At 70.6% G+C, this 18,195-nt stretch carries 15 protein-coding genes; 5 read left to right on the forward strand and 10 right to left on the reverse strand.

What is annotated here, in order from left to right:
• Positions 1–9: 9 nt before the first annotated feature.
• Positions 10–1,050, reverse strand: a complete 1,041-nt coding sequence (locus AB0I52_RS09885) for a questin oxidase family protein (RefSeq protein WP_363070686.1) — start codon at positions 1,048–1,050, stop codon at positions 10–12.
• 605 nt (positions 1,051–1,655) lie between these two features.
• Between AB0I52_RS09885 and AB0I52_RS09890 the strand changes: the two genes are divergently transcribed.
• The gene (locus AB0I52_RS09890) at positions 1,656–2,654 is read left to right on the forward strand and encodes a sigma-70 family RNA polymerase sigma factor (RefSeq protein WP_363070688.1); all 999 of its coding nucleotides are present in this window, start codon (positions 1,656–1,658) and stop codon (positions 2,652–2,654) included.
• A gap of 146 nt (positions 2,655–2,800) precedes the next feature.
• On the opposite strand, the gene AB0I52_RS09895 is transcribed toward AB0I52_RS09890, so the two are convergent.
• Positions 2,801–3,778 carry a YafY family protein gene (locus tag AB0I52_RS09895; RefSeq protein WP_363070690.1) on the reverse strand — a complete coding sequence of 326 codons (978 nt, stop codon included), beginning with the start codon at positions 3,776–3,778 and terminating at the stop codon, positions 2,801–2,803.
• Between the two features lie 62 nt (positions 3,779–3,840).
• On the opposite strand from AB0I52_RS09895, the gene AB0I52_RS09900 reads away from it, so the two are divergent.
• On the forward strand, positions 3,841–5,418 hold the full coding sequence (locus tag AB0I52_RS09900; RefSeq protein ID WP_363070692.1) for an MFS transporter: 1,578 nt from the start codon (positions 3,841–3,843) through the stop codon (positions 5,416–5,418).
• A 110-nt stretch (positions 5,419–5,528) separates the two neighbouring features.
• Here AB0I52_RS09900 and AB0I52_RS09905 read toward each other — a convergent pair whose 3' ends face one another.
• Positions 5,529–6,299, reverse strand: coding sequence for a DUF6227 family protein (locus tag AB0I52_RS09905; RefSeq protein ID WP_363070694.1), 771 nt, complete (start codon positions 6,297–6,299; stop codon positions 5,529–5,531).
• Positions 6,300–6,433: 134 nt separating this feature from the next.
• Positions 6,434–7,591: a P1 family peptidase gene (locus AB0I52_RS09910; protein WP_363070696.1), complete on the reverse strand. Its 1,158-nt coding sequence runs from the start codon at positions 7,589–7,591 to the stop codon at positions 6,434–6,436.
• Between the two features lie 183 nt (positions 7,592–7,774).
• Here AB0I52_RS09910 and AB0I52_RS09915 point away from each other — a divergent pair, with 183 nt between their 5' ends.
• A complete protein-coding gene (locus AB0I52_RS09915; protein ID WP_363070698.1) occupies positions 7,775–7,990 on the forward strand; it encodes a hypothetical protein in 216 nt (71 codons plus the stop codon).
• Positions 7,991–8,046: 56 nt separating this feature from the next.
• On the opposite strand, the gene AB0I52_RS09920 is transcribed toward AB0I52_RS09915, so the two are convergent.
• From AB0I52_RS09920 to AB0I52_RS09940, 5 genes are all read right to left on the reverse strand, one after another.
• Positions 8,047–8,556, reverse strand: a complete 510-nt coding sequence (locus AB0I52_RS09920) for a hypothetical protein (RefSeq protein ID WP_363070700.1) — start codon at positions 8,554–8,556, stop codon at positions 8,047–8,049.
• Positions 8,557–8,845: 289 nt separating this feature from the next.
• Positions 8,846–9,679, reverse strand: a complete 834-nt coding sequence (locus AB0I52_RS09925) for an S-methyl-5'-thioadenosine phosphorylase (RefSeq protein WP_362965113.1) — start codon at positions 9,677–9,679, stop codon at positions 8,846–8,848.
• A gap of 84 nt (positions 9,680–9,763) precedes the next feature.
• Positions 9,764–10,129 carry an FmdB family zinc ribbon protein gene (locus tag AB0I52_RS09930; RefSeq protein WP_363070702.1) on the reverse strand — a complete coding sequence of 122 codons (366 nt, stop codon included), beginning with the start codon at positions 10,127–10,129 and terminating at the stop codon, positions 9,764–9,766.
• A gap of 66 nt (positions 10,130–10,195) precedes the next feature.
• Positions 10,196–11,479 carry an MFS transporter gene (locus AB0I52_RS09935; protein ID WP_363070704.1) on the reverse strand — a complete coding sequence of 428 codons (1,284 nt, stop codon included), beginning with the start codon at positions 11,477–11,479 and terminating at the stop codon, positions 10,196–10,198.
• A 399-nt stretch (positions 11,480–11,878) separates the two neighbouring features.
• Positions 11,879–13,501 carry a potassium/proton antiporter gene (locus AB0I52_RS09940; RefSeq protein WP_363070706.1) on the reverse strand — a complete coding sequence of 541 codons (1,623 nt, stop codon included), beginning with the start codon at positions 13,499–13,501 and terminating at the stop codon, positions 11,879–11,881.
• Between the two features lie 276 nt (positions 13,502–13,777).
• On the opposite strand from AB0I52_RS09940, the gene AB0I52_RS09945 reads away from it, so the two are divergent.
• Positions 13,778–16,528, forward strand: coding sequence for a penicillin acylase family protein (locus AB0I52_RS09945; protein ID WP_363070708.1), 2,751 nt, complete (start codon positions 13,778–13,780; stop codon positions 16,526–16,528).
• 70 nt (positions 16,529–16,598) lie between these two features.
• Here AB0I52_RS09945 and AB0I52_RS09950 read toward each other — a convergent pair whose 3' ends face one another.
• Entirely contained in the window at positions 16,599–17,183 is a 585-nt protein-coding gene (locus tag AB0I52_RS09950) for a 5-formyltetrahydrofolate cyclo-ligase (protein ID WP_363070754.1), read from the reverse strand.
• A 107-nt stretch (positions 17,184–17,290) separates the two neighbouring features.
• On the opposite strand from AB0I52_RS09950, the gene galU reads away from it, so the two are divergent.
• A complete protein-coding gene (gene galU / locus AB0I52_RS09955) occupies positions 17,291–18,193 on the forward strand; it encodes a UTP--glucose-1-phosphate uridylyltransferase GalU (protein ID WP_363070710.1) in 903 nt (300 codons plus the stop codon).
• The last annotated feature ends 2 nt before the right edge of the window (positions 18,194–18,195 follow it).

Below are 18,195 nucleotides of genomic sequence, written 5' to 3' on the forward strand. Positions count from 1 at the left end.
GGCAGGGAATCAGAGCACCGGAGGGTTCAGCTCGATCGAGCGGAGCGCGGCGGCCAGCGCGGTCGGGCCGCCGACGTCCAGCGCGGTGTCGGTGAACTTGATGGTGTGGTCGTCACCGTGCGCGGCCGCCCGCGCGAAGATCTCCTCGGGAGTCAGGCCGTCGGGCGCGTCCGGGCAGTCGGCCGGCCGCGCCGGGGAGTACGCGGCGGTGACCGCCGCGCCGGCCGCCCACGCGGCATCCAGGCTCGGCGCCCACAGGTCCCGGGGGAGCGCCGGCAGCGTACGCAGTACGGCGTTGGGCGCGGTGGCGGCGTGCACCAGCATGACCGGCGAGCCGTGCGCGTATGACGCGTAGCGGTGGGTCGCGGCCCGTACGAGCTCCTCCAGGCGGGCTCGGGCGACGTCGGGGTCCGTCACGGGCTGCCGCGGCCACAGCGGGAACGCGGTGAGCTGTCCCAGCCGTTCCCGGATGCCGCCGCTCTGGTCCGGCACCCGGTCGACCGCGTCCAGCGCGGCAGCGGCGCCGGCTGCGGGGGCGAGTGAGGCCAGTGGCGGCAACGGCTGGTGGCGGGCGGCCCAGTAGCCGAGGCCGTGGGCGAGTTCCGCGACGCGGGGCGCGTTCTCCCCGGAGGTCAGCAGGGTGCGTACGCAGTGGCCGACCCGGATCACCGGGTGCGTGGCGCCGGCCGAGATGCCGGGGAGCAGCCGGGGCCACCACTCGGCGAGGACCTCGCGCCACGGCCGGTCGGCCGTCTCCCGTTCGAAGTGCGCCGTCCAGTCGGCGATGCGGCGCGGGTCGCCCAGGGCCTCGCGCCAGTTCGCCGGGGTCACCTCGGTGAACCGGTCCGGCATGTCCTCCAGCTTCGCGCGGTAGTGGTCCAGCCATCGGTGCACACCGGGTGCCTGGCCGTGGTGCACCAGCGCCTCCACGGCCATCGGGGCGTGATTGCTCAGCCAGCCCTCGCGTTCGGGGCCGAAGGAGTGAAGCCGTTCCAGCGCTTCGTCGAGCGTTCCGGAGGTGTCGGGCGTCCTGCGTGTCGTGTCGTCCATGCGGCATCACGCTAGGCACCGCACCGGCGCTCCGTAACGGGCTGTGGTCCTAGGGAGGCAACGGGCTGTGGACCTAGGGAGAGGACGGGCTGTGGTCCTAGGGAGAGGACGGGCTGTGGTCCTAGGGAACGCAGCGACCGGGACTGGGGCGTGTCCGCGGAGTCCGCCCGGCCCGGCCTCGCGGGCGCGGGATCCGGGGAACCGGTCCCTCGACAATCGGGGTCCGGGGAACCGGTCCCTCGACAATACGGACATCCTGAGCAACCAGGAGCCGGTGCGGGCCGTCTTCAGGGGTGGAGCGGGAGGCGCGGCCGGGGCGGGTGCCGGTCCGGGGTGGAGGGAATCGTGGCGCATGTGAGGGCGGTCTCACGTACGTAATGGCCGTAGATGTCCGCCAGGGCCTCCGATTCGCTCTTGATACCCCGTCTGACCTGCGCTTCCGTCCCGAACTGCACCATGTGTCCTCCGTCGGTGACGCGACAGGGTACTGCATGATCGCGAAAATGAATGCCAGGCATGGGAATTCTGTCCGGATTCCAGTCGTTGTTTCCATCGGAAGCTGGGCATCCGAAAGGGTGTCGCGACCTACTCAGCAAGGAGCACGCATGGCAACCCGTGCCGTCGCCCGTCGTTCGTCCGCCACCGGTGGGACCAACCGGGCAAGCAGTGTTCGCGCCGCGGGCGGGGAGATCGCCGATCGCGACCTGGTCGGCATGTACCTCGACGAGATCGCGCGCACGCCGCTGCTCGATGCCGCCAAGGAGGTCGAGCTGTCGCAGATCGTCGAAGCGGGCGTTTTCGCGCAGCGGATACTCGACGGCGTGGTGGAGAGCGATGCCGGCGGGGCCTCGCGCGAGGAGCTCGAGGCGCTGGTCGCCGAGGGCGAGCGCGCCAAGGACGTATTCATCCGGTCCAACCTCCGACTCGTGGTGGCCGTCGCCCGCCGGTATCCGCGGGCCGGGCTGCCCCTCCTCGACCTGATCCAGGAGGGCAACGCGGGCCTGGTGCGTGCGGTCGAGAAGTTCGACTACGCCAAGGGCTTCAAGTTCTCCACGTATGCGACGTGGTGGATCCGGCAGGCCATCACCCGCTCCATTGCCGACCAGTCGCGCACGATCCGGCTCCCCGTCCACCTGGTGGAGGAGCTCGGCCGGATCCGCCGGGTGCAGCGCGAGTTCAACCGCGAGCACGGGCGCGACCCGGAGCACGCGGAGATCGCCGCCGAGCTGGACTCCACGACGTCGCGGGTGGGTGACGTGCTGGACTGGGCGCGTGACCCGGTCAGCCTGAACATGTCGGTGGACGACGACGGCGACACGCAGTTCGGCGACCTCCTGGAGGACACCTCGGCGGTGTCTCCCGAGCAGTCGGTGATGACGCTGCTGCGCAGCGAGGAGCTGGAGGAGCTGATCGGCAGGCTCGACAACCGCACCGCCTCCATCATCCGGATGCGGTACGGCATCGAGGACGGCCGTGAGCGGACGCTGACCGAGGTGGGCAAGCAGCATGGGCTGACCCGGGAGCGAATCCGCCAGATCGAGAAGCACGCACTGCTCGAACTGAAGCGAATGGCTCACGACACGGGCTTTGACGCTGCGGCGTGAGCCGAAGTCCAGTAACCTCCGAATTGGGCCGCTTCACATCGGCCCCCTGAGCTGAGTCCCGGCGCCCACCCCCCCCTGGCGCCGGGGCTCATCCTTTTTCTTTCCGCGGTCCGGCCTTGCGCCAGAGCCCGGCCTTGTGCCGGTGCTCAGCCTTTCGGGGCCGCCGAGGACGCCGCACGGGTGAGCCTGCCGCCCAGGTCGTTCAGATGCGCCACCAGCTGCGGCGGCCGGTGCACGGTGAACTCGCAGTCCGCCAGCGCCAGCCGCACCGCCACCCACTCCAGCGAGTCCGCCAGCACCGTACGCAGCAGGCAGCTGTGCTCGCCGGTTGGCTCCAGCGGTCCGAGCGCGGCCGGCAGCCGCGCGGCGACGAAATCCGCCGGGCCCGCGAAGCTCACCTCGACCTCCACCCGCGGCTGGATGCGCGACATGGAACGGCTCAGGAACTCCGCCGCGTCGCCGGTGGGCAGCTCACGGGGTGCGAAGCGGGCCCCGGTCGCGAGCGGATCGCTCACCCGGTCGACCCGGAAGGTGCGCCAGTCCTCCCGCTCCAGGTCGTACGCGACCAGATACCAGCGCCACCCGGTGCTGACCAGGCGATACGGCTCGACCTGCCGCCGCGTCTCGGCGCCGTCCCCCGCGCGGTACGCGAACCGCAGCCGCTCCCGGCCGGTGACCGCCGACGCCATCGCGGTCAGCGTCTGCGGGTCGATCGTGGCACCGTCACCGCGGGTCAGCGGCACCGTCGCGTTCTGGAGGGTGGAGACGCGGTGGCGCAGCCGCGACGGCAGTACCTGCTCCAGTTTGGCCAGCGCCCTGACGGAGGCCTCGTCGACGCCCTCGATGGCGTGACCGGCCCCGGCACGCAGCCCCACCGCGATGGCCACCGCCTCCTCGTCGTCCAGCAGCAGCGGCGGCATGGCCGTGCCGGCGACGAGCCGGTAGCCGCCGACCGAACCGCGCGACGCCTCGACCGGGTACCCCAGATCGCGGAGGCGGTCGATGTCCCGGCGGATGGTGCGCGGGCTGACGTCGAGCCGGTCGGCGAGTTCACTGCCCGGCCACTCGCGTGGCGTCTGGAGCAGTGACAGCAGATTCAGCAGTCGTGCCGGGGTGTCGGTCATGTCACCCAGGATGCCCGCCCAATGGGTCACGACCTGACCTAATAGGCCCTTAACTTCTTCATATGACTTCTTCCGCACCTCAGCCGTCCGGGGCGGCCGCCCCCGCGGTGTCCTCGGACGCCTCGGACCGCCGCCGGTGGTTCGCGCTGGCCATCGTGATGACCGCGGCCTTCATGGACCTGGTCGACGTCACGATCGTCAACATCGCCATCCCGAGCATCCAGCGGGACACCGGCGCCACGTTCAGCTCGATCCAGTGGATCACCGCCGGATACGCCCTGGCCTTCGCGGCCGGGCTGATCACCGGCGGCCGGCTCGGTGACATCTACGGCCGCAAGCGGCTGTTCCTCATCGGGATCGGCGGCTTCACCGTGGCCTCCGCGCTCTGCGGCTTCGCCGCCAACCCGGAGATGCTGGTCGTCTCCCGCATCCTCCAGGGTGCCACGGCCGCGCTGATGGTCCCGCAGGTGCTGTCGATCGTGCACGCCACCTTCCCGGCGCACGAGCGCGGCAAGGTCTTCGGCCTCTTCGGTGCGATCGTCGGCCTGGGCGCGGTCTCTGGTCCGCTGCTGGGCGCGCTGCTCACCGAGTGGAACATCGCCGGTCTCGAATGGCGCCCGATCTTCCTGATCAACCTGCCGGTCGGCATCGCGGGCCTGATCCTGGGCCGCAAGTTCATCACCGAGTCCAAGGCACCGAAGGCGCTGCGCCTCGACCTGATCGGGGTGGCGCTGGTGACGGCGGGGATGCTCATGCTGATCTACCCGCTGACCCGCGGCGAGGAGCTGGGCTGGCCGCTCTGGGGTTACCTCTCGATGGCCGGCAGCCTCGTGGTGTTCGTGGTCCTGGTGCTCTTCGAGCGGTCGAAGGCGAGCCGGGACGGTTCGCCGCTGGTCGAACTGTCGCTGTTCCGGGTCAAGAGCTTCGCCGCGGGCATCGCCGTGCAGCTGACCTTCGGTGTCGGACTCGGCATCTTCTTCCTGGTCTGGACGCTGTACATGCAGCAGGGACTCGGCTGGAGCGCGCTGCGGGCCGGTACGACCGGCATCCCGTTCTCGGTCGCCGTCTCGTTCGCCGCCGGGATCTCCGTACAGAAGCTGGTGCCGCGCTTCGGCCGCAAGGTCCTCCAGGCGGGGGCGCTGCTGATGGCGGCCGGGCTGCTGCTCTACATCTGGGAGTCCGACCGCTACGGCATGGGGATCACGCCCTGGCAGATGGCGTTGCCGCTGGTGGTCATGGGCATCGGCATGGGGCTGATCGTGGCCCCGCTGGCCGACGCGGTGCTGTCCGAGGTGCCCAAGGAGCACTCCGGCTCCGCCTCCGGGCTGTTCAACACCGTGCAGCAGATGGGCAACGCGCTGGGGCTCGCGCTCGTCTCGGTCATCTTCTTCGGGGCGATCGGTGACAGGCTCACGCCCGCACAGGTGGGTCCGGCGTTCGCCGACGCCTTCGAGCACTCGCTGTGGTGGGTGGCCGGAGTGCTCGCGGCCATCTTCCTGCTGATGTTCGCGCTCCCGGCCCGGCAGAAGCAGCACGTGGAGGGTGGCGAGGCGGCCGACGGCTCCACCGCGGAACCCGCCGCCGAGCCCGCCCACGAGCCCGCCCACGAGCCCGCCGACGAGCCCGTGCTCACGCACTGAGCGGACGGAGAACCTGACGGTGCCCGCACCCCTGGGGTGCGGGCACTGTCACGTCCGGTCCCACGGCACCGGACGGTGCTTCCGCCGCGCCGTCGTGCCCTGCGGGGCGGTCAGCAGATGCGCGTACGGCTCTCCATCGCGCCGCGCGCGGTCTCCTCGTCGCCGTACACCTCGCACATGTGGCGGCCGTCGGGCGTCGCCGTGTGCTCGACCTCCCACAGGCTCGTCTCGCTGCCGTCCAGGAGCAGGAAGGCGTGTTCGTACAGCGTGAAGCCCGCGTCCCGCCCGTCCACGTGGCACTGCCGGCCGAAGATCTGCGTGATGTGGTGGGCGAAGGCGGCCCGCAGCAGGTGGGCGGTCTCCTCGCCCGGGACGTCCCCGTTCTCCGCGCGGCGCAGCACGCGGCGGGCGTGGTCCGCGGAGTTGTCCGGGGCGTACATCCGGGGGAGCGGTGCCGGGGGCGCGGCCATCAGGGCCGTGAGGATCTCCAGGTCGGCCTGCGGCCCGTCGTCCCCGAAGACCGGGGCGTCGCAGAACCCGCCGGTGAGCCGGGCCGCGGCGATGTGCACGTCGGCCTCGTCGTCGTACAGCTCGTGCTGCCGGGCACCGGGCTGCGAGCCGTGGCGGGGGTCCCCGGTGTCGCGCTGACCGCAGTGCACCAGCTCCCAGAGGGCGAACGGGCTGCCGTCGGCCAGCAGATACGTATGCCGGTACGTTTCGCGGTGCAGCGCCGAACTGTGGTGCGAGGAGTGCAGGGAGCTGCTGTGGGCGAGGGCTGTGCCGAGCCGTTCCACCGTGCTGTCGGTCAGGTCGAACGAGTTGAGAGCCCGTCGCAGGAGTCGCTCGAGGTGCTGCTCGGTTGTCTCGTACGGATCACTCAAGGTGCTTCTCCAGGCCGTCGCCGCGTGTTACCCGATGCGTGCTTAACGTAGTCCCTGGGTCTGACATTGCGACCGGGCTTCCCGGAAAACGTACGACGCACGCAGAAGGTTCCCGGCGTTTTGCCCGAACTTCCTTACGCGGAGGCCGAGTCGGTCGCGGGGCCGCTGCCGTCCGCCGGCCGCCGCGGATGGTGCCGCGTGCCGTAGAGATCGCTGTACGAGAGATATGTGGCGCCGCCCTCGCGGCCGTTGACGCCCGCCGCCGCCCGCACGGCCTTCACGATGGCGCGGGCCACGGCCTCCGCACCCCCTGCCAGCAGGTCGTTCAGTGCGATCGGGTCAGCCGGGTCCAGCGCCCGTCCGCCGGTGGCCAGTGCGAAAACGGTGTCCCCGTCGGTCAGTAGATGCACGGGCCGGATGGCGCGCGCCAGCCCGTCGTGCGCCGTGCCCGCGAGCTTCTGCGCCTGCGCCGGGCTGAGATCGGCGTCCGTGGCGACGACTGCGAGCGTGGTGTTGAGCGGGGGGCGCGCGTTCGCGTCGTGCGCCTGCGCCAGGCGCTGTTGCGCCGCCCGGTGGATCTCCGGCGCGGGGGCGACGGCCGGTTCGGCTGCGCCGTACTCCCCGTACAGCACTCCGGTGCGGGGGTCGAGCACCGAGCCCGCCGCGTTCACCACGGCCAGCGCGCCCACCGTGACCCCGGACGGCAGCAGGACGCTCGCCGTCCCCACCCCGCCCTTCAGCTGCCCCGCGACCGCGCCAGTGCCCGCACCGACGCACCCCTCCTCGACCGCCGCCCCCGGCTCCGTGCGCGCGGCGTCCTCCACGGCGGCCCGGCCGGTCGACGCGTCCGGGCGGGCCCGCCAGTCGCCGCCCCGGCCCAGGTCGAAGAGACACGCAGCCGGGACCACCGGAACGACCTGTGCCGGATCGGCGCCGACCCGTACGCCGCGCCCCTGCTCCTCCAGCCAGGCCATCACGCCGGACGCCGCGTCCAGCCCGTACGCGCTGCCGCCGGTGAGGACCACGGCGTCGATGCGCTGCACCAGATTGCGCGGGTCGAGCGCGTCCGTCTCCCGGGTGCCGGGGCCGCCGCCGCGCACATCGACGGCGGCGACCGCGCCGCCCTCGGGGGCGAGGACCACGGTGGTACCGCTGAGCGCCCCCTCATCCGCGAGCCGCGCATGACCGACCCGCACTCCGGCGACATCGGTCAGCGCGTCCAGCCGGCGGCGCGTCGGTTGTGGCGACTGCGAAGGGCGGTTCAGCGGGTCCGCGCTGTCCTGGCCGGTCATCCGGGTGCTCCTCGTGTTCAGGCAGTGTTCAGGGCCGTGCTCAGGGCCGCGCTCGGGATTTCCGGGGGCGTGATCCCGATCGTGGTGATGGCCGTGGTGGTGACTGTGGCGGTGATCGGGCAGCCGGCCGCTGGGCAGTGCAAGGCGAACGTACCTGCTGGAGGGCGGCCGTACCCTGGGGGTATGAGTACCGCCCCCGCCCCCGGACCGCGTGATCCGAAGCCGGATCCGTCGGACCGGCCCGAGCCCAAGCCCAAACCGGCGCTGATCTTCGACGATCCGCTGGACCAGCAGTCGGCGGACGACACGGACCGGGGATGGGGAGAGCGGGGCCCCTCCGGCGGCAGCGCCGCCGACCTGGCCCGGTTCCTCGACGAGAAGCCGCCGCACCACATCTGACCCCGCGCCCACCTTCCGTGCCGGCGTCAGGTGACATGATGGTTCGTCGGTACGAATCAGCACAGAATCACCGCAAGTCCGGCCGAAACTCCCGCGCCCGCCAGCGCCGTTGCCGTCGCTCGCGGCACGGACAGCACGATGAGCGCCCCGTTCTCCATCGAGCCCTCGGTGGACGGCTGCGGCACCTGGGCCACTCGCGCGCTCTTCGCCAGTACCCGGGCCTCGGTCCCGGATCCCGCGGACGCGATCACATCGACGCGGTCTCCCGGCCGTAACAGTCGCACGGTCGCCGCATCCGCGATCCGCACCGGCGCCGATACCAGCCGGGCCGGTGGCGATGCCCGCTCCCGCGCCGTCCCGGCCGTGCTTGCCGCGCCCACTGCCGTACCGGCCGCTTCATGTCCCGTGTCTCCGTCCCCGCTCCCGCCCCCTCCGAGCCCAGAGGCGGCCAGCGCGGCGGCTGTCAGCGCCAGCCCGGCAGCCATCGCCCGCCGCCGGCGCCACGCGGCCCGCCACATCCGGTGCCCGCCGCCCCCGCGCACCCGCAGCGGCGGGAACGCGGGCACCCCGCAGGGTGCGGGCGCGGGCGCACACGGCAACGGAGCGCCGGACGGGGAAGCGGACTGCGGAGACACGGGTGAGCTGGGCGAGCGGGTCGATAGGGGTGAACCGGGAGAGCGCATGTCGAACACCGCCTGGGATGAGGGAGTCGGGAACCGAGTGGCTCCGGATGAACAGACCTCACGATCCGGCATCCGAGAGATTCCCGCTGCGCCCTGTGGACGCCCCAGCCGATGTGGAGAACTCCCTCACCCTCCCTCACCCACTGCCCCGCCTCGCCTCTCCCCGTACGCCCTACGGCAGCTCGATCCCCGTATCGATCCCGTCCAGCGCATGCGCGCAAGGGCAGTCGCGGTCAGCCTCCGCGGGCAGCGCGGCCACCGCGTCGAAGAGGACCGAGCGCAGCCGGTCGACGTTGGCCGCGAACACCTTGAGCACTTCGCCGTGGGAGACGCCCTCGCCGGTCTCCGCGCCCGCGTCCAAGTCCGTCACCAGCGTCATCGTCGTGTAGCAGAGCCCCAGTTCGCGGGCGAGGACGGCCTCCGGGTGCCCGGTCATGCCGACCACCGACCAGCCCATCGCCGCGTGCCAGCGCGATTCCGCCCGGGTCGAGAAGCGCGGTCCCTCGACGACCACCAGCGTCCCGCCGTCCACGGGCTCCCAGTCCCTGCCCCGGGCCGCCGCCAGCGCGGTCTTGCGTCCCTTGGGGCAGTAGGGGTCGGCGAACCCCAGGTGAACCACGTTCGGCGCCACGCCGTCCGCGCGGGTCTCCCCGTCGTAGAAGGTCTGGACGCGGGTCTTCGTACGGTCCACCAGCTGGTCCGGCACGAGCAGCGTCCCCGGCCCGTAGTCCGGCCGAAGCCCGCCGACCGCGCACGGGCCGAGCACCTGGCGCACCCCGACCGAGCGCAGCGCCCACAGGTTGGCGCGGTAGTTGATGCGGTGCGGCGGCACGTGGTGGCCGCGTCCGTGCCGGGGGAGGAAGGCGACCCGGCGGCCGCCGATCTCGCCGAGGAAGACGGAGTCGCTGGGCTCTCCGTAAGGGGTCTCCACGCGAACCTCGGTGACGTCCTCCAGGAAGGAGTACAGCCCCGAGCCGCCGATCACACCGATCTCTGCGTTCACCATGCGGTCACACTAGCGGGGCCGCAAACGCCGGTACCCCGCCGAGTGGATCAGCGGGGTACCGGCCGAAGCAGGAGGGGCGGCGGCTCAGGCGGCCGACGTACCGCTCGACGAGGACGAGGACGAAGTGGACGACGAAGACGACGAGGAACCCGAAGAGGAGGACGTCGACGAGGACGACGAGGCCGCGGACTTGGTGTCCGACCCCGTCGAGGACGACGATCCGGAATCGGAGGCCTTCGCGGCGGCCGGCGCAGGCGTGCTGCTCGACGACGAGCCGCGGCTGTCGTTCCGGTAGAAGCCGGAGCCCTTGAAGACAATGCCGACCGCCGAGAACACCTTCTTCAGGCGTCCTTCGCAGCTCGGGCACACCGTCAGGGCGTCATCGGTGAACTTCTGCACCGCTTCGAGGCCCTCGCCACACTCGGTGCACTGGTACTGATAGGTCGGCACTTATTCCTCCTGGCACTCTGACTCAATGAGTGCTAACGACGCTCCATAGTGACGTATTCCGCTGGATCAGTCCACCGTGACCGGCCCGCGGTGACCGATGCCACGTGCCACGGTCCGTCCCGACGTGCTCGGAACGAGCCTGGAACGCAGGGCCAGCAGGGTCGCCAGCGCCAGCGCCGTACCCACCAGCGGCACCAGGAATCCGGTGCTCGCGCCGTAGGCGTCGGCGAGCTGGCCCGCGACCGTGACGGCCGCCGCCTGCCCGAGCGCGACCGCACCCGTCAGCCAGGTGAACGCCTCGGTCCGGGCGGACGCCGGGACCAGCGCCTCGACCAGCGTGTAGCCGCTGATCAGCGCGGGGGCGATGCAGAGACCGACCAGCAGGCCGAGCCCGGCCAGCAGGGGCACGGAGTGCACCGCCCACAGGCCCGATGCGGTCAGGGTCAGTGCCGCGTATCCGGCGATCAGCCGGCGCCGCGGCCCGGTCTTCCAGGCGATGGCGCCACAGGCGATCCCGGCCAGCATGTTGCCGGCCGCGAAGATTCCGTACAGCATCCCGTTCGAGCCGGGGCTGCCGATCTCCTCGGCGAAGGCGGTCAGCGAGACCTGCATGCCGCCGAAGACCGCGCCGATCCCCAGGAAGGCGACCGCGAGCACACGTACGCCGGGTACCGACAGGGCGGAGGCGTGGCGTGGGGAGCCGGCGGGTCCGGCACCGCGCACGGCCGGCTGGGTGGCGCGCTGCGCGGCGAAGAACAGCCCGCCGGTCAGTGTCAGTGCGGCTTCCGCGATGAGCCCGGCCGCCGGATGCACCCCGGTGCACAGGGCGGTGGCGATGACCGGACCGATGACGAAGGTGAACTCGTCCGTCACCGACTCGAAGGCGGCGGCGGTGGACATCAGGGGTGAGGCCTCACGTCCTGGCGCCGCCCCGAGCACGGCCGCCCAGCGGGCCCGCACCATGGGGCCGACCTGCGGGATGGAGGCACCCGTCGGCACGGCCGCCAGGAACAGGGCCCAGATCGGCGCGTCCGAGAGCGCGAGGACCGTCAGGACCGACACGGAGGCCGCGTGCACCAGGACACCGGGCAGCAGTACGGCCCGCTGTCCGATGCGGTCGGCGAGCTTGCCGGTCTGCGGCGCGAACAGGGCCATGGAGACGCCGCTCACGGCCGCGACGGCGCCCGCGCTGCCGTAGGAGCCGGTGGTGTGCTGGACCAGCAGGACGATGCCGATGGTCAGCATGGCGAAGGGCTGCCGTGCGGCGAAGCCCGGCAGGAGGAAGGTCCACGCACCCGGAGTGCGCAGCAACTGCCCGTATCCGGGGCGGTCGGAGACCGTGGACGCCACGGTCCATGCCTTTCTGCCGCCTGGTGGCCGTGCTCCTTCGGGTCGGTCGCGCACCTGGGTGCGGGCCCGGTCAGGAGCTGCCGAGAGCTGTCCTCTTCGCGCGGGACTGCGGTAGATGCCGGGCGCTCACAGCAGAGGCGGAGGACGCCACGACCGCCATACGGTCGCGCCAGCTCTGCGTCAGGCAGAGTTGGTCGATCAAGATCGTTGAGTATCGGTGACGATAAATTCGGGTGGATCAGTCACTGCCGGTCACGTGTCGCACGGCGATGCGGCACCGGAGTGCGTCACAGCCGTGCGGAGCATGGGCAGGTTTCCTTCATGGTACAGGCAGGGTTCCAGCCGTACCTGCGATTGTGTGCCAGTCACCCTCCGTGACCTGAGAACGCGTGTGTGTTCTCACTGGTGTGCCTTCGCTTCACGGGCTTTCTCTTCACGGGTCCTGGCTTCGCGGGCCTTTGCCTCACGGGTCTTCATCTCCCGGGGCGTCGTCTCGTGCGCCTTCGTCTCGTCCGGCATCCGGCCCAGCTTCTTCACGGCCTTGAGCGCATTGGAGACATGCGGTCCGGTGAAGGGTTCCGTGCCGGGGTTTCCGTCGGTGCCCAGCCAGCCGGCCAGCTTGCCGCCCTCGCCGACCGCGCGCAGCCGCGCCTCGGTCGCGTCGCGCACCGGATCGGTCGTGATCACCAGCAGTTCGTCGCCGCGGCGCAGCACGGTCGCCGGGTTGGGGACGAAGCTCGTGTCGTCCCGTACGACGAGGGTGACCGCGGCCCCCGAGGGCAGCCGCAGTTCGCCGACCTCGACGCCGTGCATCTTCGACTTGGCGGGGATGGCCACCGACAGCAGATGTCCGCGCAGCCGCTCCAGGGGCGCCGACTCGATGCCCAGGTCGGCCGCCTCGGACGGGTCGTCGGCGATCTTGAGGGCCTTCGCGAGCCAGGGCAGTGTCGGGCCCTGGATGAGGGTGTAGACGATGACGAGCACGAAGACGATGTTGAAGACCCGGGTGGAACCCTCGATACCGGACACCATCGGGATGGTCGCCAGGATGATGGGCACGGCGCCGCGCAGCCCCGCCCAGGACATCAGGGCCTTCTCCTGCCACGGCAATCGGAACGGCGCCAGGGAGAGGAAGACCTCCAGCGGCCGGGCCACCATGGTGAGCACCAGGCCCACGACGACGGCGGGCCAGAAGTCGTCGAGCAGATCGTGCGGGGTGACCAGCAGGCCGAGCAGTACGAACATGCCGATCTGGGCGAGCCAGCCGAGTCCGTCGGCGAAGCCGCGGGTGGCGGGCCAGTGCGGCAGCTTGGCGTTGCCGAGGATCATCGCCGCGAGGTAGACGGCGAGGAAGCCACTGCCGTGGACCATGGCGCCCGCCGCGTAGGCGGTCACCGCGATGGCCATCACGGCGATCGGGTAGAGGCCCGAGGCGGGCAGTGCCACATGCCGCAGACCGAACGAGCCGAGCCAGCCGACCGCGATGCCGATGGCAGCGCCGATCGCCAGCTCCAGTGCTATCTCGCCGACCAGTACGTACCAGTGGTCCACCGGACCGACGGTCGAGAAGGCCACCACCAGGATTACCACGGGGGCGTCGTTGAAGCCGGACTCGGCCTCCAGGACACCGGTGATCCGAGCGGGCAGCGGCACCTTGCGCAGGACGGAGAAGACGGCGGCGGCGTCCGTGGAGGAGACCACCGCGCCGATGATCAGTGCCTGCCGCCAGTCCAGGCCGACCAGGTAGTGCGCTCCGGCTGCGGTCACGCCCACGCTCACCGCGACGCCGACGGTGGAGAGCAGCGCCGCCGCGGGCAGCGCGGGTCTGACCTCTTTCCACTTCGTGCCGAGGCCGCCCTCGGCGAGGATCACGACCAGGGCCGCGTACCCGATGACCTGCGTCAGTTCCGCGTTGTCGAACTTGACGTCGAAGAGCCCGTCCTGCCCCATGACGACCCCGATGCCGAGGTACAGGAGCAGGCTGGGAAGCCCGCTGCGCGACGAGATCCGTACCGCCGCCACCGCGACGAGCAGGACAAGTGAGCAGACGAGCAGGAGCTCGTTGAGCGCGTGGACAGTCAGTGGCCGGTCCTTCCCTGTGAGCGCCTGCCGGATCGTGTTCCGGCGGCCGGTACTTCGTTACCTTACCTAATCTTTAACGCTTTCTTGATGCGTTCGAGTACTCGTGCGACCGCTACGCAATTCGAACCATCCCGATACCGCGTCAGAGGGGCTCCGGCGCTGCGCCTATGGTTGCTCCTGCACTCCCAGGACCACCCTGCCCCTCGAAGGACAGCGATGCCCGCCAACACAACCGCCTCTTCCGGCTCCACCGGTTCCGCCGGTGGCAGGCCGCGCAAGAAGAAGGGGCGACGCGCCCGCCTGATCGTGATCGTCCTGGTGCTGGCGCTTGTCGCGGGTATCGGATACGGCACGTACTGGTCCGTATCCACCGTGCGGGCCTCGTACCCGCAGACCAACGGGACCGCCGAGCTCGCCGGCCTCGACAGCAATGTCGAGGTGAAGCGCGACAGCTACGGGATTCCGCAGATCTACGCGGACTCCGATGCCGACCTGTTCCGCGCCCAGGGATTCGTCCAGGCGCAGGACCGCTTCTGGGAGATGGACGTCCGCCGTCACATGACGGCCGGCCGGCTCTCCGAGATGTTCGGGTCCGGACAGGTCGAGACGGACTCCTTCCTGCGCACGCTGGGCTGGCGCAAGGTCGCACAGGAGGAGTACGACCACGTCCTGTCCGCCGAGACCAAGAAGAACCTCCAGTCGTACGCGGACGGGGTGAACGCCTACCTCAAGGGCCGCGACGGCAAGGACATCTCCGTCGAGTACGCGGCGCTGGGCCTCACCAACGACTACAAGCCGACGAAGTGGACCCCTGTCGACTCGGTCGCCTGGCTGAAGGCCATGGCCTGGGACCTCCGCGGCAACATGCAGGACGAGATCGACCGCTCGCTGATGACCAGCAGGCTGGACGCGAAGCAGATCGAGGACCTGTACCCGCCGTACCCGTACGACAAGCACAAGCCGATCGTCGCCGAGGGCGCGATCTCCTCGGACACCGGGAAGTTCGACCCGCAGGCGACGCCGTCCGACGGCCTCGGCTCGTCCACCGCGCAGGGCGCCACGGCGGGGCTGAACACCCAGCTCGGCGCGCTCTCCGACACCCTCGACAAGATCCCTTCCCTGCTGGGCCCGAACGGCACCGGCATCGGGTCGAACTCCTGGGTGGTCTCGGGCAAGTACACGACGACCGACAAGCCGCTGCTCGCCAACGACCCGCACCTGGCGCCGCAGCTGCCCTCGCTCTGGTACCAGATGGGGCTGCACTGCCGCAGTGTCTCGGCGACCTGTAAGTACGACGCCGCCGGCTACACGTTCTCCGGGATGCCGGGCGTGATCATCGGCCACAACCAGGACGTCGCCTGGGGCTTCACCAACCTGGGCGCGGACGTCACCGACCTCTTCCTGGAGAAGGTCTCGTCGGACGGCTACCAGTACGACGGCAAGATGAAGCCCTTCACCACCCGTGAGGAGACCATCAAGGTCGCGGGCGGCGGGGACCGGCACATCACCGTCCGTGAGACCAACAACGGTCCGCTGGTCTCCGACCGCAGCAGCGAACTGGAGAAGGTCGGCCAGAAGGCGCCGGTCACCAACGCCGCCCCGGACCGTGCGGACGGCTACGGGGTGGCGCTGAAGTGGACCGCGCTGGAGCCCGGCAAGTCGATGGACGCGGTCTTCGAGCTCAACCGCGCCAAGGACTTCACGTCCTTCCGCGCGGCGGCCGAGCACTTCGAGGTCCCCTCGCAGAACCTGATCTACGCCGACACAAAGGGCCACATCGGCTACCAGGCGCCGGGGAAGATCCCGGTCCGCAAGTCCGGCGACGGCACGATGCCCAGCCCCGGCTGGTCCTCGGCCTACGGCTGGAAGAAGGACCCGATCCCGTTCGACGAGCTGCCGTACGAGTACGACCCGAAGCGCGGGTACATCGTCACCGCCAACCAGGCGGTCATAGACGAGGACAAGTACCCGTACATGCTCACCAAGGACTGGGGCTACGGCACCCGCAGCCAGCGGATCAACGACCTCATCCAGTCGAAGATCAAGGGCGGCGGGAAGATCTCGACCGATGACATGCAGAAGATGCAGATGGACAACACCAGCGAGATCGCCACGCTGCTGGTGCCCGAGCTGATGAAGATCAACATCTCGGACAAGGACGTCCGGGAGGCGCAGAAGCTGCTGGAGGGATGGGACTACACCCAGGAGTCCGACTCGGCGGCCGCCGCGTACTTCAACGCGGTCTGGCGCAACATCCTCAAGCTGGCCTTCGGCGACAAGCTGCCCAAGGAGATGCGGGTCAAGGGTGAGTGCCTGAACGTGCCCCCGGCCAAGAGCTCCGGCCCGGTCGACGAGCAGGACAGGCTGGTACGCGAATGCGGCCAGCGCGCCCCCGACTCGGCGCAGCCGGACGGCGGTGACCGCTGGTACCAGGTCGTCGAGAGCCTCATGGACAAGCCGGACAGTGACTGGTGGAAGGCGCCGGCGAACCGCAAGGACAAGGCGACCAGCAACCGCGAGGAGCTCTTCGCCCGCGCCATGAAGGACGCCCGCTGGGAGCTGACGGCCAAGCTCGGCAAGGACATCACCACCTGGAACTGGGGCCGGCTGCACCAGCTGACCCTGAAGAACCAGACCCTCGGTACGGAGGGGCCCGGACTGCTCCAGCGGGCGCTCAACCGGGGACCGTGGAACCTCGGCGGCGGCGAGGCCGCGGTGGACGCCACCGGCTGGAACGCGGCCGGCGGCTACGAGGTCGTCTGGGTTCCGTCGATGCGGATGGTCGTCAACGTGGGGGACTGGGACAAGTCCCGCTGGATCAACCTCACCGGCGCCTCCGGGCACGCGTTCAGCGCGCACTACACCGACCAGACGGACAAGTGGGTCAACGGCGAGCTGCTCGACTGGTCCTACGGGACGAACGCCGTGGCCGGGTCGACGAGGGACACGCTGACCCTGAAGCCGTAGGGGGCGCGCCGCCCCTGAAGCCGTAGGTACGGGCCCGCTCCTGGAGTGTCAGGGGCGGGCCCGTGGTTCTTCAGCCACCGCTGAAGCGCCGAGAGCCCGCCGGTGTCACCACCGCGTCCACGGGGTGGTCGTGCGGTTCCTCCGGGACCCGCGCGGCCACCTCGTCGTCGTACAGCAGGACGATCAGCGCCGGGTGCGCCCCGGCCGCCGAGAGCCGGGCCAGCACCCGGTCGTAGCTGCCGCCGCCGCGGCCTAGCCGCATCCCGCGCCCGTCCACGGCGAGGCCGGGCAGCAGCACCGCGTCGGCGTCCAGGACGGCGTCGGGCCCGAGCCGCTCCCCGTCCGGCTCCAGTAGTCCGCGACCGGCCTTCGCGAGGCTCCCGGCGCCCTCGTACGGCGCCCAGTCCAGGTCGTTGTCCGGCAGGAGCACCGGCAGCAGCACCCGGACGCCCCGCGCGCGCAGCGCGTCGAGCAGGGCGCGGGTGCCCGGTTCGCGTCCCACCGAGACGTACGCGGCGACGGTGCGGGCCCCGGAGAGCTCGGGGAGAGCGAGTGCGTGACGGGCCAGAACCGCGGCGGCCCGTTCGACGTCCTCCCCGGTCAGGAGGCGTCGTGCGGCGAGCAGTTCACGCCGCAGCAGCGCCTTTGCGGACATGTCGTCGTTCAACGGGGCACCCACGGATCTCTCGTACTGGCATATATGAGTACAAAGTTAACCGGAGACTCATCTTCCGCCCATGTGCGCCGGTTAAGGTTCTGCGCATGACTCAGTCGAACCCCAGGATCAGCAAGGCTGTCATTCCGGCGGCGGGCCTCGGCACCCGCTTCCTGCCGGCCACCAAAGCCACTCCCAAAGAGATGCTGCCTGTCGTCGACAAGCCTGCCATCCAGTACGTCGTCGAGGAGGCGGTGGCAGCCGGGCTCTCCGACGTACTGATGATCACCGGTCGCAACAAGCGTCCCCTGGAGGACCACTTCGACCGCAATTACGAGCTGGAGTCCGCGCTCACCCGCAAGGGTGACGCCGAACGGCTGCGCAGGGTCCAGGAGTCGAGCGACCTCGCCACCATGCACTACGTCCGCCAGGGCGACCCGCGCGGCCTCGGGCACGCGGTCCTGTGTGCGGCGCCGCACGTCGGTGACCAGCCGTTCGCCGTGCTCCTGGGCGACGACCTGATCGACCCGCGCGACCCGCTGCTGGCCCGCATGGTGGACATCCAGGAGCGCGAGGGCGGCAGCGTCGTCGCGCTGATGGAGGTCCCGCGCGAGCTGATTCACCAGTACGGCTGCGTGGCCGTCGAGCCCACCGCGGAGAACGACGTGATGCGGATCACCGGCCTGGTCGAGAAGCCGGAGCCGGCCGACGCGCCCAGCAACCTCGCCATCATCGGCCGCTACGTCCTGGACCCCGCGGTCTTCGAGATACTGCGCCGGACCGAGCCCGGCCGCGGCGACGAGATCCAGCTGACCGACGCCTTGCAACTGCTGGCCGAGGACGAGAAGACCGGCGGTCCGGTGCACGGCGTCGTCTTCAAGGGCCGCCGCTATGACACCGGTGACCGGAGCGACTACCTCCGTGCCATTGTCAGACTCGCGTGCGAACGTGAAGATCTGGGCCCGGAGTTCCGGACCTGGCTCCGCAGTTACGTCACCGAGGAGATGTAAGA

Origin of the sequence: Streptomyces sp. NPDC050423, from assembly GCF_040655445.1 — a bacterium.
In the GTDB taxonomy this organism is placed as follows: Bacteria; Actinomycetota; Actinomycetes; order Streptomycetales; family Streptomycetaceae; genus Streptomyces.

What these genes read in the sequence shown, in the direction of transcription:
- AB0I52_RS09885 (WP_363070686.1), bottom strand. Translation starts at nt 1,050, where the DNA reads ATGGACGACACGACACGCAGGACGCCCGACACCTCCGGAACGCTCGAC.
- AB0I52_RS09890 (WP_363070688.1), top strand. Translation starts at nt 1,656, where the DNA reads ATGGCAACCCGTGCCGTCGCCCGTCGTTCGTCCGCCACCGGTGGGACC.
- AB0I52_RS09895 (WP_363070690.1), bottom strand. Translation starts at nt 3,778, where the DNA reads ATGACCGACACCCCGGCACGACTGCTGAATCTGCTGTCACTGCTCCAG.
- AB0I52_RS09900 (WP_363070692.1), top strand. Translation starts at nt 3,841, where the DNA reads ATGACTTCTTCCGCACCTCAGCCGTCCGGGGCGGCCGCCCCCGCGGTG.
- AB0I52_RS09910 (WP_363070696.1), bottom strand. Translation starts at nt 7,591, where the DNA reads ATGACCGGCCAGGACAGCGCGGACCCGCTGAACCGCCCTTCGCAGTCG.
- AB0I52_RS09915 (WP_363070698.1), top strand. Translation starts at nt 7,775, where the DNA reads ATGAGTACCGCCCCCGCCCCCGGACCGCGTGATCCGAAGCCGGATCCG.
- AB0I52_RS09925 (WP_362965113.1), bottom strand. Translation starts at nt 9,679, where the DNA reads ATGGTGAACGCAGAGATCGGTGTGATCGGCGGCTCGGGGCTGTACTCC.
- AB0I52_RS09945 (WP_363070708.1), top strand. Translation starts at nt 13,778, where the DNA reads ATGCCCGCCAACACAACCGCCTCTTCCGGCTCCACCGGTTCCGCCGGT.
- AB0I52_RS09950 (WP_363070754.1), bottom strand. Translation starts at nt 17,183, where the DNA reads ATGTCCGCAAAGGCGCTGCTGCGGCGTGAACTGCTCGCCGCACGACGC.
- galU (WP_363070710.1), top strand. Translation starts at nt 17,291, where the DNA reads ATGACTCAGTCGAACCCCAGGATCAGCAAGGCTGTCATTCCGGCGGCG.